20 protein-coding genes are annotated in these 24395 nt (G+C 61.7%); 17 read left to right on the top strand and 3 right to left on the bottom strand.

The window, feature by feature from the left end; genetic code table 11:
* Positions 1 to 5: 5 nt before the first annotated feature.
* From dapC to map, 3 genes are read right to left on the bottom strand one after another with little or no spacing between them, the layout of a single operon-like run.
* Positions 6 to 1199: a succinyldiaminopimelate transaminase gene (gene dapC / locus JYG36_RS21480; protein ID WP_213602223.1), complete on the bottom strand. Its 1194-nt coding sequence runs from the start codon at positions 1197 to 1199 to the stop codon at positions 6 to 8.
* 23 nt (positions 1200 to 1222) lie between these two features.
* Positions 1223 to 3922 carry a [protein-PII] uridylyltransferase gene (locus JYG36_RS21475; RefSeq protein ID WP_213602221.1) on the bottom strand — a complete coding sequence of 900 codons (2700 nt, stop codon included), beginning with the start codon at positions 3920 to 3922 and terminating at the stop codon, positions 1223 to 1225.
* Between the two features lie 21 nt (positions 3923 to 3943).
* Positions 3944 to 4726: a type I methionyl aminopeptidase gene (gene map, locus JYG36_RS21470; protein ID WP_213602219.1), complete on the bottom strand. Its 783-nt coding sequence runs from the start codon at positions 4724 to 4726 to the stop codon at positions 3944 to 3946.
* Positions 4727 to 5070: 344 nt separating this feature from the next.
* Here map and rpsB point away from each other — a divergent pair, with 344 nt between their 5' ends.
* The 17 genes from rpsB (at position 5071) to JYG36_RS21385 (ending at position 24333) form a co-directional block, all read left to right on the top strand.
* A complete protein-coding gene (gene rpsB, locus JYG36_RS21465) occupies positions 5071 to 5811 on the top strand; it encodes a 30S ribosomal protein S2 (protein ID WP_045193628.1) in 741 nt (246 codons plus the stop codon).
* Between the two features lie 192 nt (positions 5812 to 6003).
* Entirely contained in the window at positions 6004 to 6867 is an 864-nt protein-coding gene (gene tsf / locus JYG36_RS21460) for a translation elongation factor Ts (protein ID WP_045193627.1), read from the top strand.
* Between the two features lie 182 nt (positions 6868 to 7049).
* The gene (gene pyrH / locus JYG36_RS21455; RefSeq protein ID WP_010224848.1) at positions 7050 to 7793 is read left to right on the top strand and encodes a UMP kinase; all 744 of its coding nucleotides are present in this window, start codon (positions 7050 to 7052) and stop codon (positions 7791 to 7793) included.
* A complete protein-coding gene (frr, locus tag JYG36_RS21450; protein WP_045193626.1) occupies positions 7790 to 8347 on the top strand; it encodes a ribosome recycling factor in 558 nt (185 codons plus the stop codon). Before pyrH ends, frr begins: the two co-directional genes overlap by 4 nt.
* Positions 8348 to 8365: 18 nt before the next feature.
* Positions 8366 to 9121: a polyprenyl diphosphate synthase gene (gene uppS / locus JYG36_RS21445; RefSeq protein WP_010224846.1), complete on the top strand. Its 756-nt coding sequence runs from the start codon at positions 8366 to 8368 to the stop codon at positions 9119 to 9121.
* Positions 9121 to 9936, top strand: coding sequence for a phosphatidate cytidylyltransferase (locus JYG36_RS21440; RefSeq protein WP_045193625.1), 816 nt, complete (start codon positions 9121 to 9123; stop codon positions 9934 to 9936). Before uppS ends, JYG36_RS21440 begins: the two co-directional genes overlap by 1 nt.
* A complete protein-coding gene (gene ispC, locus JYG36_RS21435) occupies positions 9933 to 11123 on the top strand; it encodes a 1-deoxy-D-xylulose-5-phosphate reductoisomerase (protein ID WP_093386673.1) in 1191 nt (396 codons plus the stop codon). Before JYG36_RS21440 ends, ispC begins: the two co-directional genes overlap by 4 nt.
* A gap of 57 nt (positions 11124 to 11180) precedes the next feature.
* Positions 11181 to 12533 carry an RIP metalloprotease RseP gene (gene rseP / locus JYG36_RS21430; protein ID WP_045193622.1) on the top strand — a complete coding sequence of 451 codons (1353 nt, stop codon included), beginning with the start codon at positions 11181 to 11183 and terminating at the stop codon, positions 12531 to 12533.
* A gap of 74 nt (positions 12534 to 12607) precedes the next feature.
* Positions 12608 to 14968: an outer membrane protein assembly factor BamA gene (gene bamA, locus JYG36_RS21425; protein ID WP_045193621.1), complete on the top strand. Its 2361-nt coding sequence runs from the start codon at positions 12608 to 12610 to the stop codon at positions 14966 to 14968.
* A gap of 44 nt (positions 14969 to 15012) precedes the next feature.
* Positions 15013 to 15516 (top strand): OmpH/Skp family outer membrane protein, encoded by a 504-nt coding sequence (locus JYG36_RS21420; protein WP_038996736.1) that lies wholly within the window; start codon positions 15013 to 15015, stop codon positions 15514 to 15516.
* Positions 15517 to 15518: 2 nt separating this feature from the next.
* Complete coding sequence (gene lpxD, locus JYG36_RS21415) at positions 15519 to 16574, top strand: UDP-3-O-(3-hydroxymyristoyl)glucosamine N-acyltransferase (RefSeq protein WP_045193620.1); 1056 nt, start codon at positions 15519 to 15521, stop codon at positions 16572 to 16574.
* Positions 16575 to 16684: 110 nt separating this feature from the next.
* Positions 16685 to 17125, top strand: coding sequence for a 3-hydroxyacyl-ACP dehydratase FabZ (fabZ, locus tag JYG36_RS21410; RefSeq protein ID WP_010224833.1), 441 nt, complete (start codon positions 16685 to 16687; stop codon positions 17123 to 17125).
* The gene (lpxA, locus tag JYG36_RS21405) at positions 17122 to 17898 is read left to right on the top strand and encodes an acyl-ACP--UDP-N-acetylglucosamine O-acyltransferase (protein ID WP_045193619.1); all 777 of its coding nucleotides are present in this window, start codon (positions 17122 to 17124) and stop codon (positions 17896 to 17898) included. Before fabZ ends, lpxA begins: the two co-directional genes overlap by 4 nt.
* 1 nt (position 17899) lies before the next feature.
* Positions 17900 to 19027 (top strand): lipid-A-disaccharide synthase, encoded by a 1128-nt coding sequence (gene lpxB / locus JYG36_RS21400; protein ID WP_093386671.1) that lies wholly within the window; start codon positions 17900 to 17902, stop codon positions 19025 to 19027.
* Positions 19028 to 19657 (top strand): ribonuclease HII, encoded by a 630-nt coding sequence (gene rnhB / locus JYG36_RS21395; RefSeq protein WP_093386668.1) that lies wholly within the window; start codon positions 19028 to 19030, stop codon positions 19655 to 19657.
* Positions 19658 to 19765: 108 nt separating this feature from the next.
* The gene (gene dnaE / locus JYG36_RS21390) at positions 19766 to 23287 is read left to right on the top strand and encodes a DNA polymerase III subunit alpha (RefSeq protein WP_045193616.1); all 3522 of its coding nucleotides are present in this window, start codon (positions 19766 to 19768) and stop codon (positions 23285 to 23287) included.
* A 98-nt stretch (positions 23288 to 23385) separates the two neighbouring features.
* Complete coding sequence (locus JYG36_RS21385; RefSeq protein ID WP_045193615.1) at positions 23386 to 24333, top strand: acetyl-CoA carboxylase carboxyltransferase subunit alpha; 948 nt, start codon at positions 23386 to 23388, stop codon at positions 24331 to 24333.
* Positions 24334 to 24395: the final 62 nt, after the last annotated feature.

Genomic DNA, 24395 nt, shown 5'->3' with positions numbered 1-24395 from the left:
ATCCATCAGTGGGTGAGGAAGTCTCGAATCCGCCCGGCCGCCTCGACGCACTCGGCCAATGGCGCTACCAGCGCCATGCGCACGCGCCCGGCACCTGGGTTGACGCCGTCCACTTCGCGCGACAGGTACGAACCCGGTACCACGGTCACGTGCTGGGCTTCGAACAGGTCGCGGGTGAACGCTGCGTCGTCGCCTGGCACCTTGGCCCACAGGTAGAAACCGCCGTCCGGGCGCTGCACGTCCAGCACCGGGGCGAGGATTTCGAGCACTGCGTCGAACTTCTCGCGGTACAGGTCGCGGTTGGCCAGTACGTGTTGTTCATCGTTCCAGGCGGCGATGCTCGCCAGTTGGGTTTGCACCGGCATGGCGCAGCCGTGGTAGGTGCGATAGAGCAGGAACGGCTTGATGATCTCGGCATCACCTGCGACGAAGCCCGAACGCAGGCCCGGCAGGTTGGAGCGCTTGGACAGGCTGTGGAACACCACGCAACGCTTGAAGTCGCTGCGGCCAAGCTCGACGCAGGCGCTGAGCAGGCCTGGCGGCGGGCTTTGTTCGTCGAAGTACAGCTCGCTGTAGCACTCGTCGGCGGCAATCACGAAATCGTACTGGTCGGCCAGGGCGATCAGTTTTTTCAGGGTGTCCATCGGCACCAGGGCGCCGGTGGGGTTGCCCGGGGAGCAGAGGAAGAGGATCTGGCAGCGCTGCCAGGTCTCGGCCGACACCGCATCGAAGTCCGGGTTGAAGCCGTTGCTGTCCAGGCATGGCAGGTAGTGCGGGGTGGCGCCGGCCAGCAAGGCTGCGCCTTCGTAGATCTGGTAGAACGGGTTGGGGCTGATCACCAGGCCGTCATCGGCGCGATTGACCACCGCCTGGGTGAAGGCGAACAGCGCTTCCCGGGTGCCATTGACCGGCAATACGTGTTTGTCGGCATCCAGCCAGCCGGCCGGTACGCCAAAGCGCTGTTCGCACCAGCGCACGATGGCCTGGCGCAGGGCGGGCAGGCCGGCGGTGGTGGGGTACACCGCCATTTGCTTGAGGCTGTCGGCCAGGGCCTGGGCGACGAACGCCGGCGACTCATGCTTCGGTTCACCGATCGACAGGGCAATAGCGCGTTTGTCCGCCGCAGGCGTCACGCTGCCGAGCAGCGCACGGAGTTTCTCGAACGGGTAGGGCTGAAGCTGGTTCAAAGCGTTGTTCATCGGCGCAAGGTCTCGTCAAACGGTCAAATGGTCAGGCGGGTCAAAGGCACCCCGGTCGCCTGGTCGACGCGCAGTTGCTCGACGATCGCATCCTGCAGGCGGCTGCACAGTTGCGGGTCGGACAGGGGCTGGTTGTCGGCGTCGGTAATGAAGAACACGTCTTCGACCCGTTCGCCGAGGGTGGCAATCTTGGCATTTTGCAGCGACAGGTCGAACTCCAGGAAGATCTTGCCGATCCGCGCCAGCAGGCCGGGGCGGTCGGGGGCGCTGAGTTCGAGGATGGTCACCGGGCGCTGGGCATCGTTGTGGATGGTCACCTGCGGGGCAAAGGTGAAGTGCTTGAGCTGGCGCGGTACCCGGCGCTGGATGATGGTCGGGTAGTCGTCGGGGTTACGCAGGGCGTCGGTCAGACCGTCGCGAATCTGTTTGACCCGTACGGGATTGTCGCCGATCGAGCCGCCATCGTTGTCGAGCACGATATAGGTGTCGAGGGTGAACTGGCTGCTCGAGGTAATGATGCGGGCGTCATGGATGTTCAGGTTGAGTTGGTCCATGGCCGCCACGGTCACGGCGAAAAAGTCGTGCTGGTCGGGGGCATAGATGAAGATCTGGGTACCGCCCTCGAACTCGCGCTGGGTGGTTTCCTTGATCAGCACCAGCGGCCCGCCGTCTGCCGGCTGCTGGAGGATGGCATCGCTGTGCCAGGCGACGTCAGCGGCGGTATGGCGCAGGAAGTAGTCATCGCCCAGTTGCGACCACAGCTGCTCGACGTCGTCCGGGTCGGTGCCTTCGCGAATGAGGATGTCCAGCGCCGCGCTCTGGGTCTGGCGGATCTGCTCTTCGCGGTCCAGCGGGTTCTCCAGGCCGCGGCGCAGGGCGCGCTTGGTCTCGGTGTAGAGCTGGCGCAGCAGGCTGGCGCGCCAGGAGTTCCACAGGCTGGGGTTGGTGGCGTTGATGTCGGCCACGGTCAGCACGTAGAGGTAGTCCAGGCGGGTTTCATCGCCCACCAGCAGGGCAAAATCGTAGATCACCTGCGGGTCGGAGAGGTCCTTGCGCTGGGCGGTGGTGGACATCACCAGGTGATGCTGTACCAGCCAGACGATCAGGCGGCTGTCCCAGCTTGGCAGCTGATGACGCGCGCAGAAGGCCTGGGCGTCTACCGCGCCGAGCTCGGAATGATCGCCCTGGCGGCCCTTGCCGATGTCGTGATAGAGCCCGGCGAGGTAAATCAGCTCCGGCTTGGGCAGGCGGCCCATGAGCTTGCTGGCCAGCGGGAATTTCTCCGAAACCGGGGTGTACTGCAGTTTGCGCAGGTGCTTGATCAGGTTCAGGGTGTGCGCATCGACCGTGTAGATGTGGAACAGGTCGTGCTGCATCTGCCCGACGATCAGACCGAACTCCGGCAAGTAACGCCCGAGAATGCCGTAGCGGTTCATCCGCCGCAGGTTGCGGTGGATGCCGATCTCGCACTTGAACAGCTCGATGAACAGGCTGGTATTGCGGATATCGTTACGAAACTCGTCGTCGATCAGGTGTCGGTGTTCGCGCAGCAGGCGGATGGTGTCGGCGCGCACGCCCTTGATTTCCGGGTGCTGGGCCATCAGCACGAAGATTTCCAGCATGGCGAACGGCGTGCGCTTGAACACGTTGGTGCGCACGGCCTCGATATAGCCGTCATGCAGCTGGAAGCGGGCATTGAGTGGCTGGGCGCTGCCACTGTCGTCGTCGAGGATGACCTCTTCGAAGTGCTGGATGATCAGGTCGCTGAGCTCGGCGATGCTCATCACCACCCGGTAATACTGCTGCATGAACTGCTCGATGGCACGCTTGGGGTTCTCGTCGCCAAACCCCAGCAGCGCGGCGATGCTGCGCTGGTGGTCGAACAGCAGGCGGTCTTCAGCGCGCCCGGCCAGCATGTGCAGGGCGTAACGCACTTTCCAGAGAAACTCCTGGGACGAGGCCAGCAGGTTGTTCTCGCTTTCCAGCAGGAAACCTTCGCCGGCCAGGGCGTGCAGGTTGAGGGTGCCGTACTGGCGGCGGGCGATCCACAGCACCGTCTGGATGTCGCGCAGCCCGCCCGGCGAGCCCTTGACGTTGGGCTCGAGGTTGTACTCGGTGTCGTTGTACTTGTGGTGCCGGGCCTTTTGCTCGGCCCGCTTGGCCAGGAAGAATTCCTTGCTTGGCCACATGTGCGCGGTGCTGGTCACTTCGAGCATGCGCTGGCGCAGGTGCTCGGGCCCAGCAATGGTGCGGCTTTCCATGAGGTTGGTGACAACCGTCAGGTCGGCACGGGCCTGTTCTGCGCATTCATCGACCGAGCGCACGCTCTGGCCCACTTCCAGGCCGATGTCCCACAGCAGGGTCAGAAAGCGTTCGATCGAATCGCGAAAGACTTCATGATCGGCGCTGTCGAGCAGAATCAACAGGTCGATGTCGGAATAGGGGTGCAGCTCGCCGCGCCCATAACCGCCGGTGGCGATCAGGGCGATATCGGCATCTTCGCTCCAGGTAAACTGGTTCCACGCCTGTTGCAGGATATTGTCGACGAACCAGGCGCGGTCTTCGATCAGCCGGCGGATCTCGCGACCGCTGCGAAAACGGTTGTCGAGCACCTCGCCGGCCTGGCGGATGGCTTTCTTGAAGGCAGCGATGGGGCTTGCCTTGAGGGCCAGTTCCGCCTGGAACTGGCCGCGATCGAACAGCTCGGGATCCACCTGGGGCATCGAGAGGCTTTCCTGTAAGAATCAGGCCGATGTGCGAGGAATGGTGTCGTCTTTGCGCAGGGTGAAGATCTCGTAACCGGTCGCGGTCACCACCAGGGTGTGTTCCCATTGGGCCGAGAGCTTGCGGTCCTTGGTGATGGCGGTCCAGCCGTCGCCCAGCACCTTGGTGTCGGCCTTGCCCTGATTGATCATCGGCTCGATGGTGAAAGTCATGCCTTCTTTCAGTTCCATGCCGGTGCCGGCGCGGCCGTAGTGAAGGATCTGCGGCTCTTCGTGGAACACCTTGCCGATGCCGTGGCCGCAGAATTCGCGGACCACCGAGAAACCGTTCTTTTCAGCGTGCTTCTGGATTGCTTCGCCGATGTCGCCCAGGCGGCAGCCCGGCTTGACCAGCTCGATGGCCTTGTACATGCATTCCTGGGTGATCTGCGACAGGCGTTCGGCCCAGACGGGCACGTTGCCGACGTGGAACATGCGGCTGGTGTCGCCGTGATAGCCGTCCTTGATCACCGTGACGTCGATGTTCAGGGTGTCGCCATCCTTGAGCGGCTTGTCACCGGGGATGCCGTGGCAGACCACGTGGTTGACCGAGGTGCAGATCGACTTGGGGAAGCCTTTGTAGTTGAGCGGCGCCGGGATAGCCTGCTGGACGTTGACGATGTAGTCGTGGCACAGGCGGTCGAGCTCCTCGGTGGTGACACCGGGCTTGACGTGCTCTTCGATCATCTCCAGGACTTCGGCGGCCAGGCGGCCGGCGATGCGCATCTTTTCGATGTCTTCGGCGGTTTTGATGGTAACGGTCATTACAGGCTCTCTACGGCGCAGCAAGGCGCGAATAATCTGGGGAAAGGCCGGATTCTAACAGAGCGAAGCCCGATTCAGGCGGCTATGGCGCTGATACAGCCTTTATATAGGGGCCATTCTGGCGCTAATGGGCGGTGTGTGCAAAAGCCGGTGACGTTCTATGGTAATTCGGGTTTCGCTCGGCGAGCTTGTGTGGTATAAAATGCGCCGCTTTCCGGGGATAGCTCCGGAAGCACTAAACCCACACACGTGTCGACACGATGACCTGGGTGCCTTTGATCTGCGGATCACGGGTTGGTCATTGGGATACGTGGAGGCCCAACCCGACTTATCAAGGAACTATCATGTCCCAAGTCAACATGCGCGATATGCTGAAGGCCGGTGTGCACTTCGGTCACCAAACCCGTTACTGGAACCCGAAAATGGGCAAGTACATTTTCGGCGCGCGCAACAAGATCCACATCATCAACCTTGAAAAAACCCTGCCAATGTTCAACGACGCACTGACTTTCGTCGAGCGTCTGGCCCAGGGCAAAAACAAGATTCTGTTCGTCGGCACCAAGCGTTCCGCTGGCAAGATCGTTGCTGAAGAAGCAGCACGTTGCGGTTCGCCGTACGTCGATCACCGCTGGTTGGGCGGCATGCTGACCAACTACAAGACCATCCGCGCTTCGATCAAGCGTCTGCGCGACCTGGAAACCCAGGCCGAAGACGGCACTTTCGCCAAGCTGACCAAGAAAGAAGCCCTGATGCGCTCCCGTGATCTGGAAAAACTGGATCGCAGCCTGGGCGGTATCAAGGACATGGGCGGCCTGCCTGATGCCCTGTTCGTGATCGACGTTGACCACGAGCGCATCGCTATCACCGAAGCCAACAAGCTGGGCATCCCGGTCATCGGCGTTGTCGATACCAACTCCAGCCCAGAAGGCGTTGACTACATCATCCCAGGTAACGATGACGCCATCCGCGCTATCCAGCTGTACATGGGTTCGATGGCTGACGCCGTGATCCGTGGCCGCAACAACGTTGCTGGCGGTACCGAAGTGTACGCCGAAGAAGCAGCAGCACCGGCTGCCGAAGCCTGAGTAACTGACGCTTAGCGTCTACTCGGCACGCGAAAAGGGGGCTTTGCCCCCTTTTTGCCACCTTGAAATCCTCCTGTCAGCATCGCCGTTGCAACCTTGTTACTGCATGAGTGCTGGCAAGTGGATTTACAGAATTGAACGCCCGTCAGTATCGGGTGGAATGGTTGAAAACCTATCCAAGAGGATTTTGAAATGGCAGAGATTACTGCAGCGCTGGTCAAAGAACTGCGCGAGCGCACCGGCGAAGGCATGATGGACTGCAAGAAGGCCCTGACCAAGGCCGGCGGCGACATCGAAAAAGCCATCGACGACATGCGTGCTTCGGGCGCCATCAAGGCCGCCAAAAAGGCTGGCAACGTTGCTGCTGAAGGCGCTATCGCCATCAAGGCCGACGACAAGTCCGCCGTCCTGCTGGAAGTGAACTCGCAGACCGACTTCCTGGCCCTGCAAGACGACTTCAAAAACTTCGTCGCTGAAAGCGTTGAACAGGCTTTCGCTGAAAAACTGACCGACGCCGCTCCGCTGATCGCTTCGCGTGAAGCCGCTCGTGAAGCGCTGGTTGCCAAGGTTGGTGAGAACGTCAACATCCGTCGCCTGGTGCGCGTTGAAGGTGACGTTGTCGGTACCTACCTGCACGGTAACAAGATCGGTGTTGCTGTTGTCCTGAAGGGCGGCGACGTCCAGCTGGCCAAAGAAATCGCCATGCACGTGGCTGCCAGCAACCCAGAGTTCCTCAACCCTTCGGAAGTCTCCGCTGAAGCAATCGAGCGCGAGAAGGCTGTATTCATGCAGCTGAACGAAGAGAAGATGAAGGGCAAGCCTGAGAACATCGTCGCCAACATGATCGACGGTCGCATCAAGAAGTTCCTGGCCGAAGCTTCGCTGGTCGAGCAAGCCTTCGTCATGAACCCGGAAGTCAAGGTCGGCGAGCTGGCCAAGAAAGCCGGTGCTGAAATCGTTTCGTTCACCTACTTCAAAGTAGGCGAAGGCATCGAGAAGCCGGTCGACAACTTCGCTGAAGAAGTTGCTGCCCAGCTGGCTGCTGCCAAGCAATAAGACAGATTCACCTCTGTCGCCCCGAAGAGGCTGCCCGCTCACGCGCGCAGCCTCTTTGTCAAAGCGGGAGCGGTTTACGAGACCGCCTTTCGCTGGCGCAGTAGCTGCGCCACGCTAGAGTTACGCGCAGGCTGAAAACAGCCCGCCAGATTTTTTTACAAACGCCGCAGGAGAGATTCGCAATGGCTCAGCAGGGCAGTGGTTATCAAGCTCGCTATAAACGCATTCTACTCAAGCTTAGCGGCGAGGCCCTGATGGGCTCGGAAGAGTTCGGGATCGACCCCAAGGTCCTGGATCGCATGGCGCTGGAAGTCGGCCAGCTGGTCGGCATCGGTGTTCAGGTAGGTTTGGTGATCGGTGGTGGCAACCTGTTCCGTGGTGCGGCGCTCAGTGCAGCCGGCATGGACCGCGTCACTGGCGACCACATGGGCATGCTGGCGACCGTGATGAATGGCCTGGCCATGCGCGATGCGCTTGAGCGCGCCAACATTACCGCGATTGTCATGTCGGCCATCTCCATGGTTGGCGTTACCGATCACTATGATCGTCGCAAAGCCATGCGCCACTTGAACTCCAAAGAAGTGGTCATCTTCGCTGCCGGTACCGGCAACCCGTTCTTCACCACCGACTCCGCCGCTTGCCTGCGCGCCATCGAAATCGATGCCGACGTGGTATTGAAGGCAACCAAGGTCGATGGTGTATACACTGCAGATCCATTCAAAGACCCGCATGCCGAGAAGTTCGATCATCTGACCTACGATGAAGTGCTGGATCGCAAGCTGGGCGTGATGGACCTGACGGCAATCTGCCTTTGCCGCGATCACAAGATGCCGCTGCGCGTCTTCAACATGAACAAGCCCGGCGCCCTGCTGAACATCGTGCATGGCGGCGCTGAAGGAACTCTGATCGAGGAAGTTCAAAAATGATCAACGAAATCAAGAAAGACGCTCAAGCGCGTATGCAGAAATCCCTGGAGTCTCTGGCTTATGCGTTCGGCCAGATTCGCACCGGCAAGGCACACCCAAGCATCCTGGCAAGCGTGATGGTGCCTTACTACGGTACCGACACCCCGATCAGCGGCGTCGCCAACGTCACCGTTAAAGATTCGCGCACCCTGCAGGTCGTGGCTTTCGAGCGCAACATGCTCGCTGCCGTTGACAAGGCCATCCAGAGCGCCGGTTTGAACCTCAACCCGACCAACCTGGGTGAGTTGCTGCTGATCACCATGCCAGCCCTGACTGAAGAAACCCGCAAGGGCTTCACCAAGCAGGCGCGCAGTGCGGCCGAAGACGCTCGCGTGGCTGTGCGCAACATTCGCCGCGATGCTCTGGGTGAACTGAAGAAGCTGGTCAAAGACAAGGAAATCAGCGAAGACGAAGAACGTCGCGCCATCGCTGATATCGACAAGCTGACGAAAGATACCGAGGCCCAGATCACCAAGGCCACCGAAGAGAAAGAAAAGGACCTGATGGCCGTTTAAGGGTCGGGACTTTTTTTAATGGAAAAGACCAAGCAAGGTGTGTCCCCATCGGTGCCGCGCCATGTCGCGATCATCATGGATGGGAATAATCGCTGGGCGAAGAAGCGCCTGTTGCCCGGTGTCGCCGGGCACAAGGCCGGTGTCGATGCGGTGCGCGCGGTCATCGAGGTGTGCGCCGAGGCCAAGGTCGAGGTGCTGACCCTGTTCGCCTTTTCCAGCGAGAACTGGCAGCGCCCGGCCGAAGAGGTCGGAGCGTTGATGGAGTTGTTCTTCTCGGCCTTGCGCCGGGAAGCCAAGCGCCTCAACGACAACAATATCAGCCTGCGCATCATCGGTGACCGCTCGCGCTTTCACCCTGAGCTGCAGGCTGCCATGCGTGAGGCCGAAGCGGCGACCGCCGGCGCCAATCGATTCATCCTGCAGATCGCCGCCAACTACGGTGGTCAGTGGGATATCGCCCAGGCCGCCCAGCGCCTGGCGCGGGAAGTCCAGGCCGGTCACCTGCGCCCGGACGACATCACCCCCGAGCTGCTGCAGACCTGCCTGGCGACAGGCGACCTGCCGCTGCCCGACCTGTGCATCCGTACCGGTGGTGAGCACCGCATCAGCAATTTCTTGCTGTGGCAGCTGGCCTACGCCGAGTTGTACTTTTCCGACCTGTTCTGGCCGGACTTCAAACACGAGGCCATGCGTACTGCGCTGGCCGATTTCGCTTCGCGCCAGCGCCGCTTCGGGAAAACCAGCGAGCAGGTCGAAGCTGGAGCCCGTGCTTAATGCTTAAACAACGCATCATTACTGCGCTGATCCTGTTGCCGATCGCCCTGTGTGGCTTCTTCCTGCTGAACGGCGGCGACTTTGCCCTGTTCATCGGCGTGGTGGTGACCCTTGGCGCCTGGGAATGGGCGCGCCTGGCCGGCCTGGTCGGCCAGGCCCTGCGGGTGGCGTACGCGGCTGTAGTTGCAGGGCTGCTGATGCTGCTCTACCTGATGCCGGAACTGGCGCCCTGGGTATTGGGCGCGTCGGTGTTGTGGTGGGGCCTGGCGACCTGGCTGGTATTGACCTACCCGCGCAGCAGCGAGCTGTGGGCCAGCGTGGCCTGCCGCCTGCTGATCGGTTTGCTTATCCTGCTGCCGGCCTGGCAAGGCCTGGTGTTGCTCAAGCAATGGCCGCTGGGCAACTGGCTGATCATGGCGGTCATGGTGCTGGTCTGGGGGGCGGATATCGGTGCGTATTTCTCCGGCCGTGCCTTTGGCAAGCGCAAGCTGGCTCCGCAGGTCAGCCCGGGCAAGAGCTGGGAAGGCGTCTATGGCGGCCTGGCCCTGAGCCTGGTGATTACCGCGGCGGTGGGTATCTACCGTGACTGGAGCATCGGCGAGCTGTTGCTGGGCTTGTTGGGCGCAGGCGTGGTGGTGCTGGTATCGGTGGTGGGTGACCTGACCGAAAGCATGTTCAAGCGCCGCTCCGGGATCAAGGACAGCAGCAACCTGCTGCCCGGTCACGGCGGCGTGCTGGACCGTATCGACAGCCTCACTGCGGCGATCCCGGTGTTTGCGGTGCTGCTCTGGGCAGCCAATTGGGGCGTGATGTGAGCGGCGTGCAGCGTATTACCGTACTGGGTGCGACCGGTTCCATTGGTCTTAGCACCCTCGATGTAATTGCCCGTCACCCGGATCGTTACCAGGTGTTTGCCCTGAGCGGCTATTCGCGCTTGCAGGAGTTGCTGGCACTGTGCCTGCGTCACACCCCGGTATTTGCCGTGGTGCCTTCGGCCGAGGCTGCACAGCAACTGCGTGAAGGTCTGGCAACTGCAGGTTCGAGCACCGAGGTGCTGGTCGGCGAGCAGGGCTTGTGCCAGGTGGCTGCGGCTGCCGAGGTCGATGCCGTGATGGCGGCGATTGTCGGCGCCGCCGGCCTGCGTCCGACCCTGGCGGCGGTCGAGGCGGGCAAGAAGGTGCTGCTGGCCAACAAGGAAGCGCTGGTGATGTCCGGCGCCTTGTTCATGCAGGCAGTGCGGCGCAGTGGCGCTGTACTGCTGCCGATCGACAGTGAGCACAACGCGATCTTCCAGTGCCTGCCGGGTGATTACTCCCGCGGCCTGGCCCAGGTAGGCGTACGCCGCATCCTGTTGACCGCCTCCGGCGGGCCGTTTCGTGAAACGCCGATGGCCGAGCTCATGGATGTCAGCCCCGAGCAGGCCTGTGCCCACCCGAACTGGTCGATGGGCCGCAAGATTTCCGTCGACTCGGCAAGCATGATGAACAAGGGCCTGGAGTTGATCGAGGCCTGCTGGCTGTTCGATGCCCGGCCCGGTCAGGTCGAGGTGGTGGTGCACCCGCAAAGTGTGATCCACTCGCTGGTCGATTATGTCGATGGGTCGGTGCTGGCCCAGCTGGGCAATCCGGACATGCGCACGCCGATCGCCAATGCCCTGGCCTGGCCGGAGCGGATCGATTCGGGGGTGGCACCACTGGACCTGTTCGCGGTTGCCCGCCTGGACTTCAAGGCCCCGGACGAGCAGCGTTTCCCGTGCTTGCGCCTGGCCCGCGAGGCGGCGGAGGCAGGCAACAGTGCGCCGGCGATGCTCAACGCGGCCAATGAAGTGGCGGTGGAGGCATTTCTCCAGCGGCGCATCCGCTTCCCCGAGATCGCGAGTATGATCGAACAAGTGCTCGATCAGGAGCCGGTGGTTGCGGTCGAGTCGCTCGATGCGGTGTTTGCCGCCGATCAGCGCGCGCGGCAACTGGCCGGACAATGGTTGGCTCATCACGGCCGCTGAGGTCTGGCGCAGTAATGCGTCAGGCCCGGTGCCGCTGAACGTCATTCGGAGAGAGACATGAGTGCGCTCTACATGATTATCGGCACCCTGGTGGCATTGGGTGTGCTGGTCACCTTTCACGAATTTGGTCACTTCTGGGTGGCCCGGCGTTGCGGCGTCAAGGTTTTGCGTTTCTCCGTGGGTTTTGGCATGCCGCTGTTGCGCTGGCACGACCGCCATGGCACCGAGTTCGTGGTCGCGGCGATCCCGCTGGGCGGCTACGTGAAAATGCTCGATGAGCGCGAAGGCGAAGTGCCACGCGACCAGGTCGAGCAGTCGTTCAACCGCAAGTCGGTGCGTCAGCGAATCGCAATTGTGGCGGCGGGCCCGGTGGCCAACTTTCTGTTGGCGATTTTCTTCTTCTGGATTCTGGCCATGGTCGGCACCCAGCAGGAGCGCCCGGTCATTGGTGCGGTCGAGGCCGGGAGTATTGCCGAGGTGGCCGGGCTCAAGGCAGGCCAGGAAATTGTTTCCATTGATGGCAAACCGACCAGTGGCTGGGCTGCGGTCAACCTGCAACTGATCCGTCGCCTGGGCGAGAGCGGCCAGTTGCACATCAGCGTGCGGGAAGAGGGTGCGAGCGTCGACAGCCCCCACGTGCTGACCCTGAACAACTGGCTCAAGGGCGCCGACGAGCCCGACCCGATCCGCTCCCTGGGCCTGCGCCTGTGGCGCCCGGCGTTGCCGCCGGTGCTGGCTGAACTCGACCCCAAGGGCCCGGCGCAGGCCGCCGGGCTTAAGACCGGCGACCGTCTGTTGGCCCTCGACGGCCAGGCGCTGAACGACTGGCAACAAGTGGTTGATACCGTGCGTGGCCGCGCTGGCAGCAAGATTGTCCTGCGTATCGAGCGTGACGGCGCGCCGCTTGAGCTGCCGGTAACCCTGGCCAGCCGTGGCGAAGGCCAATCGGCCACGGGGTACCTCGGGGCCGGGGTCAAGGCGGTGAAATGGCCGGATGCCATGCTTCGCGAGGTCAGCTATGGGCCGCTCGAGGCTGTGGGGGAGGGGCTTTCACGCACCTGGAACATGAGCGTACTGACCCTCGAATCGCTGAAGAAAATGCTGTTCGGCGAGCTCTCGGTAAAAAACTTGAGCGGACCGATAACCATTGCTAAAGTGGCGGGCGCTTCGGCCCAGTCCGGCGTTGGAGATTTCCTGAATTTCCTCGCCTACCTGAGCATTAGCCTGGGGGTTCTTAATTTGCTGCCCATTCCTGTACTGGATGGGGGGCATTTGCTGTTCTACCTGATCGAGTGGGCGCGTGGTCGTCCGCTCTCGGATCGGGTGCAAGGTTGGGGGATCCAGATCGGTATCAGTTTGGTAGTCGGGGTGATGTTGCTTGCCCTGATCAACGATTTGGGTCGACTGTAAAGCTTCGCTCAATTGCGAACCTGCCGCGTCCCGCGGCGGGTCGTTTATTGCCAGTTGGAATAAGAAAGGACTTCATGAAACGTCTGCTGCTAACTGCGGTTCTCGCCGTACTGATGATCGCTGAAGTTCACGCCGAGTCCTTCACCATCTCCGATATTCGTGTCAATGGTCTGCAGCGGGTTTCCGCGGGCAGCGTTTTTGGTGCCTTGCCATTGAACGTCGGCGATGAGGCCGATGACCGGCGCCTGGTGGAATCCACCCGGTCCCTGTTCAAGACCGGATTCTTCCAGGATATCCAACTGAGCCGGGACGGCAACGTCCTGATCATTACCGTGGTCGAGCGTCCTTCGGTGTCGAGCATCGAGATCGAAGGCAACAAGGCGATCAGCACTGAAGACCTGATGAAGGGTCTGAAGCAGTCCGGTCTGTCCGAAGGCGAGATCTTCCAGCGTGCCACCCTTGAAGGCGTGCGCAACGAACTGCAGCGCCAATACGTTGCCCAGGGCCGCTACTCGGCCGAGGTCGACACCGAAGTGGTGCCGCAGCCGCGTAACCGCGTGGGCCTGAAGATCAAGATCAACGAAGGCACCGTTGCTGCCATCCAGCACATCAACGTGGTCGGCAACACCGTCTTCGCTGATGAAGACCTGATCGGCCTGTTCGAGCTCAAGACCACCAACTGGCTGTCGTTCTTCAAGAACGATGACAAGTACGCCCGCGAAAAACTCTCCGGTGACCTGGAACGCCTGCGTTCCTACTACCTGGACCGCGGCTACATCAACATGGACATCGCTTCCACCCAGGTGTCGATCACCCCGGACAAGAAGCACGTCTACATCACCGTCAACGTCAACGAAGGCGAGAAGTACACCGTTCGTGACGTCAAGCTTTCCGGCGACCTCAAGGTGCCTGAAGACCAGGTCAAGTCGCTGCTGCTGGTACAGCCTGGCCAGGTATTCTCGCGCAAGGTGATGACCACCACCTCCGAGCTGATCACCCGTCGCCTGGGTAACGAGGGCTACACCTTCGCCAACGTCAACGGCGTGCCGCAGCCGCACGACGAAGACCACACCGTCGACATCATGTTTGTGGTCGACCCGGGCAAGCGTGCCTACGTCAACCGCATCAACTTCCGTGGCAACACCAAGTCCGAGGACGAAGTGCTGCGCCGTGAGATGCGCCAGATGGAAGGCGGCTGGGCGTCGACCTACCTGATCGACCAGTCCAAGACCCGTCTGGAGCGCCTGGGCTTCTTCAAGGAAGTCAACGTCGAGACCCCGGCCGTTCCGGGCACCGACGACCAGGTCGACGTCAACTACAGCGTAGAAGAGCAAGCCTCCGGTTCGATCACCGCCAGCGTCGGTTTCGCCCAGAGCGCAGGTCTGATCCTCGGTGGTTCGATCAGCCAGAACAACTTCCTCGGTACCGGTAACAAGGTTTCCCTGGGCCTGACCCGCAGTGAATACCAGAGCCGTTACAACTTCGGCTATGTCGACCCCTACTGGACTGCCGACGGCGTCAGCCTGGGCTACAACGCCTTCTATCGCACCACCGACTACGATGACCTCGACGTCGACGTGGCCAGCTATGCGGTCGACAGCCTGGGTGCCGGTGTCAGCGTCGGTTACCCGATCAGCGAAACCTCGCGCCTGACCTTCGGCCTGACCGTACAGCAGGACGAGATCAAGACCGGTAAGTACACTGTTGACGAGATCTTCAAGTTCGTTAACGAAGAAGGCGACAAGTACCTGAACTTCAAGGCCTCGGCCGGTTGGTCCGAGTCGACCCTGAACAAGGGCGTACTGGCCACCCGCGGTCACTCGCAAAGCCTGGTGCTGGAAGCCACCACCCCGGGTAGCGACCTGTCGTTCTTCAAGCTGGATTACCGTGGCCAGCTGTTCAAGCCGATCAATAATGACTACACCCTGCGCCTGCACACCGAACTGGGCTATGGTGACGGTTTTGGCGGCACTTCCGGCCTGCCGTTCTACGAGAACTACTACGCCGGTGGTTTCAACTCGGTTCGTGGCTTCAAGGACAGCAGTCTCGGTCCACGCAGTACCCCGAGCCGTGGCGCGGATGTCACCGGTAACCAGGGCACCATCGCCGACCCGGATCAGGACCCGCTGCCATTTGGTGGTAACGTTCTCGTCCAGGGTGGTGTAGAGCTGCTGTTCCCGCTGCCGTTCGTCAAGGACCAACGCTCGCTGCGCACCTCGGTCTTCTGGGATGTGGGTAACGTTTTCGACACCAACTGCGGTTCCAAGCCGGACTGCGAGAAGGTCGGCCTGTCGGGCCTGGCCAGCTCCGTCGGCCTGGGCGTGACCTGGATTACCGCGCTCGGTCCGTTGAGCTTCAGCCTGGCAATGCCGGTGAAGAAGCCGGACGAAGCCGATACCCAGGTGTTCCAATTCTCTCTGGGCCAGACCTTCTAAGGTCTGCCCCTTGCTAACGACAACGGATTCTGTAGGAGTGCATCGTGCGTAAGTTGACTCAACTGGCAGTACTGGCTGCGACCCTGATCGCAACCCCGGCTTTCGCCGAAATGAAGGTTGCTGTGCTGAACTATCAAATGGCCCTGCTCGAATCGGACGCGGCGAAGAAGTACGCTGTCGATGCCGAGAAGAAATTCGGCCCGCAGCTGACCAAGCTGAAGAACCTGGAAAGCAGCGCCAAGGGCATTGCCGACCGCATCCGTGCCGGTGGCGACAAGATGGCCCAGCCAGAGCGCGAGCGCCTGGAGCTTGAATACAAGCAAAAGGCCCGTGACTTCCAGTTCCAGTCCAAGGAGCTGAACGAGTCCAAGGCCGTGGCCGACCGCGAAATGCTCAAGCAACTGAAGCCCAAGCTGGATGGTGCAGTTGAAGAAGTGATCAAGAAAGGCGGTTTCGACCTGGTTCTCGAGCGTGGCGCGGTCATTGATGTCAAACCTCAGTACGACATCACCCGCCAGGTCATCGAGCGCATGAACCAGTCCCGTTGATCATGACCGTGACCATGAAACTCGGTCAGCTGGCCGAGTTCCTCGGAGCCACCCTGAGTGGCCCCGAGGAGCTGGAAATCACTGGCCTGGCAACCCTTCAGGAAGCCGGGCCTGGGCAGTTGAGCTTCCTCGCCAACCCACAGTACCGCAAGTACCTGGGTGAAACCCAGGCGGCGGCGATCCTGCTCAAGCCGGCCGACGCCGAAGGTTTTGCCGGCAACGCCCTGATTGTTCCCGACCCGTACCTCGCCTACGCGCGCATCTCCCACCTGTTCGATCCAAAGCCCAGGGCTGTAGCGGGAATTCATCCCAGCGCCGTGGTTGCCGCCGATGCCCAGGTCGATGCCAGCGCCAGCATTGGTGCCTGCGCGGTGATCGAGAGCGGTGCGCAGATCGGCCCGGGTGTGACTATCGGTGCCCAGTGCTTCATCGGCGCGCGCTGCGTGATCGGTGAGGGCGGCTGGCTGGCCCCGCGGGTGACCCTGTACCACGACGTGCGTATCGGCAAGCGTGTGGTCATTCAGTCGGGCGCAGTGATCGGCGGCGAAGGCTTCGGCTTTGCCAACGAGAAAGGCGTGTGGCAGAAGATCGCCCAGATCGGCGGCGTGAGCATCGGCGATGATGTCGAGATCGGCGTCAACACTGCGGTCGACCGCGGCGCACTGGCCGACACCCGCATCGGTGACGGGGTCAAGCTCGACAACCAGATCCAGATCGCCCATAACGTGCAGATCGGCGATCATACGGCGATGGCGGCGTGTGTCGGGATTTCCGGCAGCACCAAGATCGGCAAGCATTGCACCATTGCCGGCGGTGTCGGCATGGTTGGTCACATCGATGTCTGCGACAACGTTTTCGTATCCGGGATGACCATGGTGACGCGCTCGATTACCGAGCCAGGCGCTTATTCTTCCGGTACGGCGATGCAGCCGCTGGCCGAGTGGCGCAAAAGCGCCGCGCGAATTCGCCAGCTGGATGAGATGTCAAAACGCCTTCAACAACTGGAAAAGCGTCTCGCCGCCGTGACCTCTGGCGATAAAGCTTCATCAGAAGGCTGATACCATTTCCTGATCAAGAGCGAACAGCCCTAGACTGACTCTTTGATTTGCTAAAGGAGCGCCGTGTGAAAACCGGCGCTCCCTATCTTTACTACAGGCTTCCCCCCGAAATGATGGACATCAACGAGATTCGCGAATACCTGCCTCACCGTTACCCGTTCCTGCTGGTGGACCGGGTGGTGGAACTGGACGTCGAGGCCCAGCGCATTCGTGCCTACAAGAATGTCAGCATCAACGAACCTTTCTTCAATGGTCACTTCCCGGCGCACCCGATCATGCCGGGCGTGCTGATCATCGAAGCCATGGCCCAGGCGGCCGGTATCCTCGGCTTCAAGATGCTCGACGTCAAACCTGCGGACGGTACCCTGTACTACTTCGTCGGTTCCGACAAGCTGCGCTTCCGTCAGCCGGTGCTGCCGGGTGATCAGCTGATCCTCGAGGCCAAGTTCATCAGCTGCAAGCGCCAGATCTGGAAGTTCGAGTGCCAGGCGTCGGTTGACGGCAAGCCGGTATGCTCGGCCGAGATCATCTGCGCGGAACGCAAACTATGAGTTTGATTGACCCTCGGGCAATCATCGATCCATCGGCGAAGCTCGCCGACGGTGTCGAGGTAGGCCCTTGGTCGATCATCGGTGCCGGGGTCGAGATCGGCGAGGGGACCGTGATCGGTCCGCACGTGATTCTCAAAGGGCCGACCCGCATCGGTCGGCACAACCGCATCTACCAGTTTTCTTCGGTAGGCGAAGATACCCCTGACCTCAAGTACAAGGGTGAAGCCACGCGCCTGGTGATCGGTGATCACAATGTGATCCGCGAAGGCGTGACCATCCACCGTGGCACCGTGCAAGACCGCTCGGAAACCACCCTGGGTGATCACAACCTGATCATGGCCTATGCCCACATCGGTCACGACAGCGTTATCGGCAACCACTGCATCCTGGTCAACAACACCGCGCTGGCTGGCCATGTGCACGTCGACGACTGGGCGATCCTTTCCGGGTTCACCCTGGTCCATCAGTTCTGCCACATCGGCGCCCATAGCTTTTCCGGCATGGGCACGGCGATTGGCAAGGACGTGCCGGCCTACGTCACGGTGTTCGGCAACCCGGCCGAAGCGCGCAGCATGAACTTCGAGGGCATGCGCCGTCGTGGTTTCAGCGAAGACGCCATTCACGCCCTGCGCCGCGCCTACAAGGTGGTCTACCGCCAGGGCCTGACCGTCGAGCAGGCGATTGCCGAGCTGGCCGAGCCGGCTACCCAGTTCCCTGAAGTCGACGTGTTCCTCAAGTCGATCCAGAACTCCACCCGCGGCATCACCCGCTGACATGGCCGAGCTTTGTGTAGCGCTGGTGGCAGGTGAGGCCAGCGGCGATATTCTCGGCGCCGGGTTGATGCGCGCGCTCAAGGCGCGTCATCCGCAGGTACGCTTCATTGGCGTGGGTGGGCCGTTGATGCAGGCTGAAGGCCTGACTTCGTACTTCCCCATGGAACGCCTGGCGGTGATGGGCCTGGTCGAGGTGCTAGGGCGCCTGCGCGAGCTGCTCAAGCGCCGCAAGGAGCTGATCCAGACCCTGATCGCCGAGCGCCCGGATGTGTTCATCGGCATCGATGCCCCGGATTTTACCCTCAACATCGAACTGAACCTGCGCAAGGCCGGGATCAAGACCGTGCATTACGTCAGCCCGTCGGTCTGGGCCTGGCGGCAGAAGCGCGTGCTGAAGATTCGCGAAGGTTGCGACCTGATGCTCACGCTGTTTCCGTTCGAAGCCAAATTCTATGAAGAGAAGGGCGTGCCGGTGCGCTTCGTCGGCCACCCGTTGGCCGACAGCATTCCGCTGGACGCCGATCGGGCTGGTGCCCGTGAACAGCTGGGCCTGGCCGACGGGCCGCTGGTTGCCCTGATGCCCGGCAGCCGTGGCGGTGAAGTAGGGCGCCTGGGGGCGCTGTTCCTTGATACCGCCCAGCGTTTGCGCGAGCTGGTGCCGGGGGTACGTTTTATATCCCCGTGTGCCAATGCCGAGCGCCGTGCCCAGCTTGAGCAGATGCTCCAGGGCCGCGACTTGCCGGTGACCCTGCTCGACGGTCGCTCGCACCAGGCCCTGGCCGCCTGCGACGCGGTGCTGATCGCCTCTGGCACCGCCACCCTCGAAGCGCTGCTGTTCAAGCGGCCGATGGTGGTTGCCTACCGCTTGGCGCCGCTGACCTACTGGATTTTGAAACGCCTGGTAAAAAGCCCCTACGTGTCGCTGCCCAACCTGCTGGCCCAGCGCATGCTGGTGCCCGAGTTGCTGCAGGAAGCTGCCACTGCTGAGGCCCTGGCCCAGACCCTGGCGCCACTGGTGCACGGCGGTGTGCAGCAGACCGAAGGCTTTGACCAGATTCACCGTACCCTGCGCCGCGATGCCTCGAACCAGGCAGCTGACGCGGTGCTGGCCCTGCTGGAAAACCGATAGATGCAAATGGGATTGGACTTCAACCTGGTCGAGGACCTGGTCGCCGGTGTCGACGAAGTGGGCCGTGGCCCGCTGTGCGGCGCAGTGGTGACGGCGGCGGTGATTCTCGACCCGCAGCGGCCGATTCTGGGGCTCAACGACTCGAAGAAGCTCACCGAAGCCAAGCGTGAAAAGCTTTTTGACGAAATTTGTGAGAAGGCCCTGAGCTTCTGCATCGCCCGCGCCGAGGTCGAGGAAATCGACCAACTCAACATCCTTCACGCCACCATGCTGGCCATGCAACGTGCCGTCGAAGGCCTGAGCGTCACCCCGAAACTGGCGCTGATCGACGGTAACCGCTGCCCGCAGCTGTCGGTACCGGCGGCGCCGGTGGTCAAGGGCGATAGCCAGGTGCCGGCGATTGCCGCGGCATCGATCCTGGCCAAGGTCACCCGTGACCGCGAGATGGCGGCGTTCGAGCTGATCTACCCCGGCTACGGCATTGGCGGGCACAAGGGCTACCCGACGCCGGTGCACCTCGAAGCCCTGGCGCGCCTGGGGCCGACGCCGATTCACCGGCGCTCGTTCGCACCGGTACGCGCCGCCTACGAAGCCCGCGACGCCATCAGCAGCGGATTTGCCGAGGTCTGACCGGGCGCGGCAGGCGTCAGTAGTCAGGATTGCCCCGCACTGGCTGTTGTTTTGATCAAGGCCCGGTACAATCCGGGCCTTGTTGTTTTGTGCTGCTATAGGATCATCATGTCGGCTTCTTTCGTTCATCTTCGCCTGCACACCGAATACTCGCTGGTCGATGGCCTGGTGCGGATCAAGCCGCTGGCCAAGGCATTGGCGGCGATGAACATGCCGGCGGTCGCGGTTACCGACCAGAGCAACATGTGCTCGCTGGTCAAGTTTTACAAGAACGCCATGGGCGCCGGGATCAAGCCGATCTGCGGCGCCGACCTGTGGCTGGCCAACAGCGACCCGGATGCGCCGCTGTCGCGCATCTGCCTGCTGGCCATGGATGCCAAGGGCTACCGCAACCTCACCGAGTTGATTTCCCGTGGCTGGGTCGATGGCCAGCGCAACGGCCTGGTGATCATTGAGCGCCAGTGGATCGCCGAAGCCAGCGAGGGCGTGATCGCCCTGTCCGCGGCCAAGGAAGGCGACATCGGCATGGCCTTGCTCAATGGCAACCCGGACGAAGCCGAAGCCTTGCTGCGCGACTGGATGCAGATGTTCCCGGAGCGCTTCTACGTCGAAGTGCAGCGCACCAACCGCGCCGGTGACGAAGAATACCTGCACGCCGCCGTGGCCCTGGCCGACAAGCTGGACGCGCCGCTGGTAGCCACCAACGATGTGCGCTTTATCAAGCAGTCCGACTACGACGCTCACGAAACCCGCGTGTGCATCGGTGAAGGCCGGGCGCTGGATGACCCGCGCCGTTCGCGCAATTACAGCGACCAGCAGTACCTGAAAAGCCCGGAAGAAATGGCCGAGCTGTTCAGCGACCTGCCCGAAGCGATTGCCAACACCGTCGAGATCGCCAAGCGCTGCAACATCCAGGTGCAGTTGGGTAAGCACTTTCTGCCGGACTTTCCGACGCCCAACGGCATGGGTATCGACGACTACCTGCGCCACGTTTCCCACGAGGGCCTGGAAGAGCGTCTGGCGGTGTTGTGGCCGAAAGAGACCACGCCGAATTACCAGGAAAAGCGCCAGGTCTATCTGGACCGGCTGAAGTTCGAGCTGGATATCATCATCCAGATGGGCTTCCCCGGTTACTTCCTGATCGTTATGGACTTCATCAAGTGGGCCAAGAACAACGGCGTGCCGGTTGGCCCGGGCCGGGGTTCGGGTGCCGGTTCGCTGGTTGCCTACGTACTGAAGATTACCGACCTCGACCCGCTGGCCTATGACCTGCTGTTCGAACGTTTCCTCAACCCGGAACGGGTATCGATGCCCGACTTCGACGTCGACTTCTGCATGGATGGCCGCGACCGGGTAATCGAATACGTGGCTGACGCCTACGGGCGCAATGCCGTGAGCCAGATCATCACCTTCGGCACCATGGCGGCCAAGGCGGTGGTGCGCGACGTGGCGCGGGTCCAGGGCAAGTCCTACGGCCTGGCTGACCGCCTGTCGAAGATGATCCCCTTCGAAGTCGGCATGACCCTGGAAAAAGCCTACGAGCAGGAAGAGATCCTGCGCGATTTCCTCAAGAGCGATGAAGACGCCAAGGAAATCTGGGACATGGCCCTCAAGCTCGAGGGCGTCTGCCGGGGTACCGGTAAACACGCCGGTGGCGTGGTTATCGCGCCGACCAAGCTTACCGATTTCTCGCCGATTGCCTGTGATGAAGAGGGCGGAGGCCTGGTCACCCAGTTCGACAAGGATGACGTCGAGGCCGCAGGCCTGGTGAAGTTCGACTTCCTCGGCCTGCGTACCCTGACGATCATCAAGTGGGCGATGGAAACCATCAACCGCGAACAGGCCAAGAAAGGCCTGGATGACCTGAACATCGACTTCATCCCGCTGGATGACAAGAAGACCTACGACCTGCTGCAAAAGGCCGAAACCACGGCGGTGTTCCAGCTTGAATCGCGGGGCATGAAGGAGCTGATCAAGAAGCTCAAGCCCGACTGCCTGGAAGACCTCATCGCACTGGTGGCGCTGTTCCGTCCCGGCCCGCTGCAATCGGGCATGGTTGACGACTTCATCAACCGCAAGCACGGTCGCGCGGAACTTGCCTACCCGCACTCCGATTACCAGTACGAAGGCCTGAAACCCGTTCTGGCACCGACCTACGGCATCATCCTGTACCAGGAACAGGTGATGCAGATTGCCCAGGTCATGGCCGGTTACACCCTTGGTGGTGCGGACATGCTGCGCCGGGCCATGGGTAAGAAAAAGCCCGAGGAAATGGCCAAGCAGCGCGGCGGTTTCATTGAAGGTTGCGCCAGCAACAACATTGATCCGGACCTCGCCGGCAACATCTTCGACCTGGTAGAGAAATTCGCCGGCTACGGCTTCAACAAATCCCACTCCGCCGCCTACGGCCTGGTCTCGTACCAGACTGCCTGGCTCAAGACCCACTACCCGGCGCCGTTCATGGCCGCGGTGCTGTCGGCGGATATGCACAACACCGACAAGGTCGTGACCTTGATCGAGGAAGTGCGCAGCATGAAGCTGCGCCTCGATGCGCCGGACGTGAACACCTCCGACTTCAAGTTCACGGTCAACGACGATGGCCGCATCGTCTATGGCCTGGGGGCGATCAAGGGCGTGGGCGAGGGGCCGGTCGAGGCCATCGTCGAAGCCCGCGCCGGCGGCCCGTTCAAGGACCTGTTCGACTTCTGCGAGCGGGTCGACCTCAAGCGCATCAACAAGCGCACCCTCGATGCCTTGATCCGCAGTGGCGCGCTGGACCGCCTGGGCCCGTACTTCCATGACGAACTCAAGGCCTACCAGGCCAACATCGACCGCAACCGTGCAGTGCTGCTGGCGGCGATGGAAGAGGCGATCAAGGCGGCCGAGCAAACCGCGCGCACCGCCGACAGTGGCCACGCCGACCTGTTCGGCGGGCTGTTTGTCGAAGAGGATGCCGACGTTTATGCCAACCACCGCAAGGCCCGCGAGCTGACCCTCAAGGAGCGCCTGCGTGGTGAAAAAGACACCCTGGGCCTGTACCTGACCGGTCACCCGATCGACGAGTACGAAGGCGAGATCCGCCGTTTTGCCCGCCAGCGCATCATTGACCTCAAGCCTGCGCGCGACACCCAGACCGTCGCCGGGATGATCATTGCCCTGCGCGTGATGAAGAACAAGAAGGGTGACAAGATGGGCTTTGTCACCCTCGACGACCGCTCCGGGCGCATCGAGGCCTCGCTGTTTGCCGATGCCTTCATGGCCAACCAGGCGCTGCTGCAGACCGATGCTATGGTGGTGGTTGAAGGCGAGGTCAGCAACGATGACTTCTCCGGCGGCCTGCGCCTGCGGGTCAAGCGCGTGATGAGCATGGAAGATGCCCGCACCAACCTGGCCGAAAGCCTGCGCCTTAAAGTGCACGCCGATGCCCTCAAGGGCGACCGGCTGAACTGGCTGGGCGAGCTGTTCAAGCGCCATCGCGGCGCCTGCCCGATCACCATGGAATACACCGGCAGCGATGCCAAGGCCATGCTGCAGTTCGGCGAAAGCTGGCGCATCGACCCGGCCGATGGCTTGATTCAGGCCCTGCGTGACCAGTTCGGACGTGAGAACGTCTTTTTGCAATATCGATGAATTTTTAATCTCGACCTGAATGCGCCTGATCCCTTAAGGTAGGGCGCCAAACGGATCAACCGGCCGGCCGCCTGGCCGTAGACCCAAGACGGATGCCTATGAACCCGAATTTTCTGGATTTCGAACAGCCGATTGCTGACCTGCAAGCCAAGATCGAAGAGCTGCGCCTGGTTGGCAATGACAACTCGCTGAACATCGGCGATGAGATCGCCCGTCTGCAAGACAAGAGCAGCACCCTGACCGAAAGCATTTTCGGCAACCTGACCAGCTGGCAGATCGCCCGCCTGGCCCGTCACCCGCGCCGTCCGTACACCCTGGACTACATCGAGCACATCTTCACCGAGTTCGACGAGCTGCACGGTGACCGTCACTTCTCCGACGACGCCGCGATTGTCGGTGGTATCGCCCGCCTGGACGACAAGCCGGTGATGGTCATCGGTCATCAGAAAGGCCGCGAAGTGCGCGAAAAGGTTCGCCGCAACTTCGGCATGCCGCGTCCTGAAGGCTACCGCAAGGCTTGCCGCCTGATGGAAATGGCCGAGCGTTTCAAGATGCCGATCCTGACCTTCATCGACACCCCGGGCGCTTACCCTGGCATCGACGCCGAAGAGCGCAACCAGAGCGAAGCCATTGCCTGGAACCTGCGGGTCATGGCCCGCCTGAAAACCCCGATCATCGCCACCGTAATCGGTGAAGGTGGTTCCGGCGGTGCACTGGCCATCGGTGTCTGCGACCAGCTGAACATGCTGCAGTATTCGACCTACTCGGTGATCTCGCCGGAAGGTTGCGCCTCGATCCTGTGGAAGACCGCCGAAAAGGCCTCCGACGCAGCCGAAGCCATGGGCATCACCGCCGAGCGCCTGAAAGGCCTGGGCATCGTCGACAAGGTTATCGCCGAGCCCCTGGGCGGCGCGCACCGTGATCCGGCAAAAATGTCCGCCACCGTTCGCGGCGAGCTGATCGAGCAACTGGACATGCTCAAGAAGTTCGACAACGACGCGCTGCTCAAGCGCCGCTATGACCGTCTGATGAGCTACGGGCTCTGATCTGATAATCGCGGGTCAAGCCCGCTCCCACAGGGCTCTAGGCAAACTGTGGGAGCGGGCTT

Origin of the sequence: Pseudomonas sp. SORT22, assembly GCF_018417635.1 — a bacterium.
Lineage (GTDB): Bacteria > Pseudomonadota > Gammaproteobacteria > Pseudomonadales > Pseudomonadaceae > Aquipseudomonas.
This window is presented reverse-complemented; position numbering and strand designations above follow the sequence as displayed.

What these genes read in the sequence shown, in the direction of transcription:
- dapC (WP_213602223.1), bottom strand. Translation starts at nt 1,199, where the DNA reads ATGAACAACGCTTTGAACCAGCTTCAGCCCTACCCGTTCGAGAAACTC.
- JYG36_RS21475 (WP_213602221.1), bottom strand. Translation starts at nt 3,922, where the DNA reads ATGCCCCAGGTGGATCCCGAGCTGTTCGATCGCGGCCAGTTCCAGGCG.
- map (WP_213602219.1), bottom strand. Translation starts at nt 4,726, where the DNA reads ATGACCGTTACCATCAAAACCGCCGAAGACATCGAAAAGATGCGCATC.
- rpsB (WP_045193628.1), top strand. Translation starts at nt 5,071, where the DNA reads ATGTCCCAAGTCAACATGCGCGATATGCTGAAGGCCGGTGTGCACTTC.
- tsf (WP_045193627.1), top strand. Translation starts at nt 6,004, where the DNA reads ATGGCAGAGATTACTGCAGCGCTGGTCAAAGAACTGCGCGAGCGCACC.
- pyrH (WP_010224848.1), top strand. Translation starts at nt 7,050, where the DNA reads ATGGCTCAGCAGGGCAGTGGTTATCAAGCTCGCTATAAACGCATTCTA.
- frr (WP_045193626.1), top strand. Translation starts at nt 7,790, where the DNA reads ATGATCAACGAAATCAAGAAAGACGCTCAAGCGCGTATGCAGAAATCC.
- uppS (WP_010224846.1), top strand. Translation starts at nt 8,366, where the DNA reads ATGGAAAAGACCAAGCAAGGTGTGTCCCCATCGGTGCCGCGCCATGTC.
- JYG36_RS21440 (WP_045193625.1), top strand. Translation starts at nt 9,121, where the DNA reads ATGCTTAAACAACGCATCATTACTGCGCTGATCCTGTTGCCGATCGCC.
- rseP (WP_045193622.1), top strand. Translation starts at nt 11,181, where the DNA reads ATGAGTGCGCTCTACATGATTATCGGCACCCTGGTGGCATTGGGTGTG.
- bamA (WP_045193621.1), top strand. Translation starts at nt 12,608, where the DNA reads ATGAAACGTCTGCTGCTAACTGCGGTTCTCGCCGTACTGATGATCGCT.
- lpxD (WP_045193620.1), top strand. Translation starts at nt 15,519, where the DNA reads ATGACCGTGACCATGAAACTCGGTCAGCTGGCCGAGTTCCTCGGAGCC.
- fabZ (WP_010224833.1), top strand. Translation starts at nt 16,685, where the DNA reads ATGATGGACATCAACGAGATTCGCGAATACCTGCCTCACCGTTACCCG.
- lpxA (WP_045193619.1), top strand. Translation starts at nt 17,122, where the DNA reads ATGAGTTTGATTGACCCTCGGGCAATCATCGATCCATCGGCGAAGCTC.
- lpxB (WP_093386671.1), top strand. Translation starts at nt 17,900, where the DNA reads ATGGCCGAGCTTTGTGTAGCGCTGGTGGCAGGTGAGGCCAGCGGCGAT.
- rnhB (WP_093386668.1), top strand. Translation starts at nt 19,028, where the DNA reads ATGCAAATGGGATTGGACTTCAACCTGGTCGAGGACCTGGTCGCCGGT.
- dnaE (WP_045193616.1), top strand. Translation starts at nt 19,766, where the DNA reads ATGTCGGCTTCTTTCGTTCATCTTCGCCTGCACACCGAATACTCGCTG.
- JYG36_RS21385 (WP_045193615.1), top strand. Translation starts at nt 23,386, where the DNA reads ATGAACCCGAATTTTCTGGATTTCGAACAGCCGATTGCTGACCTGCAA.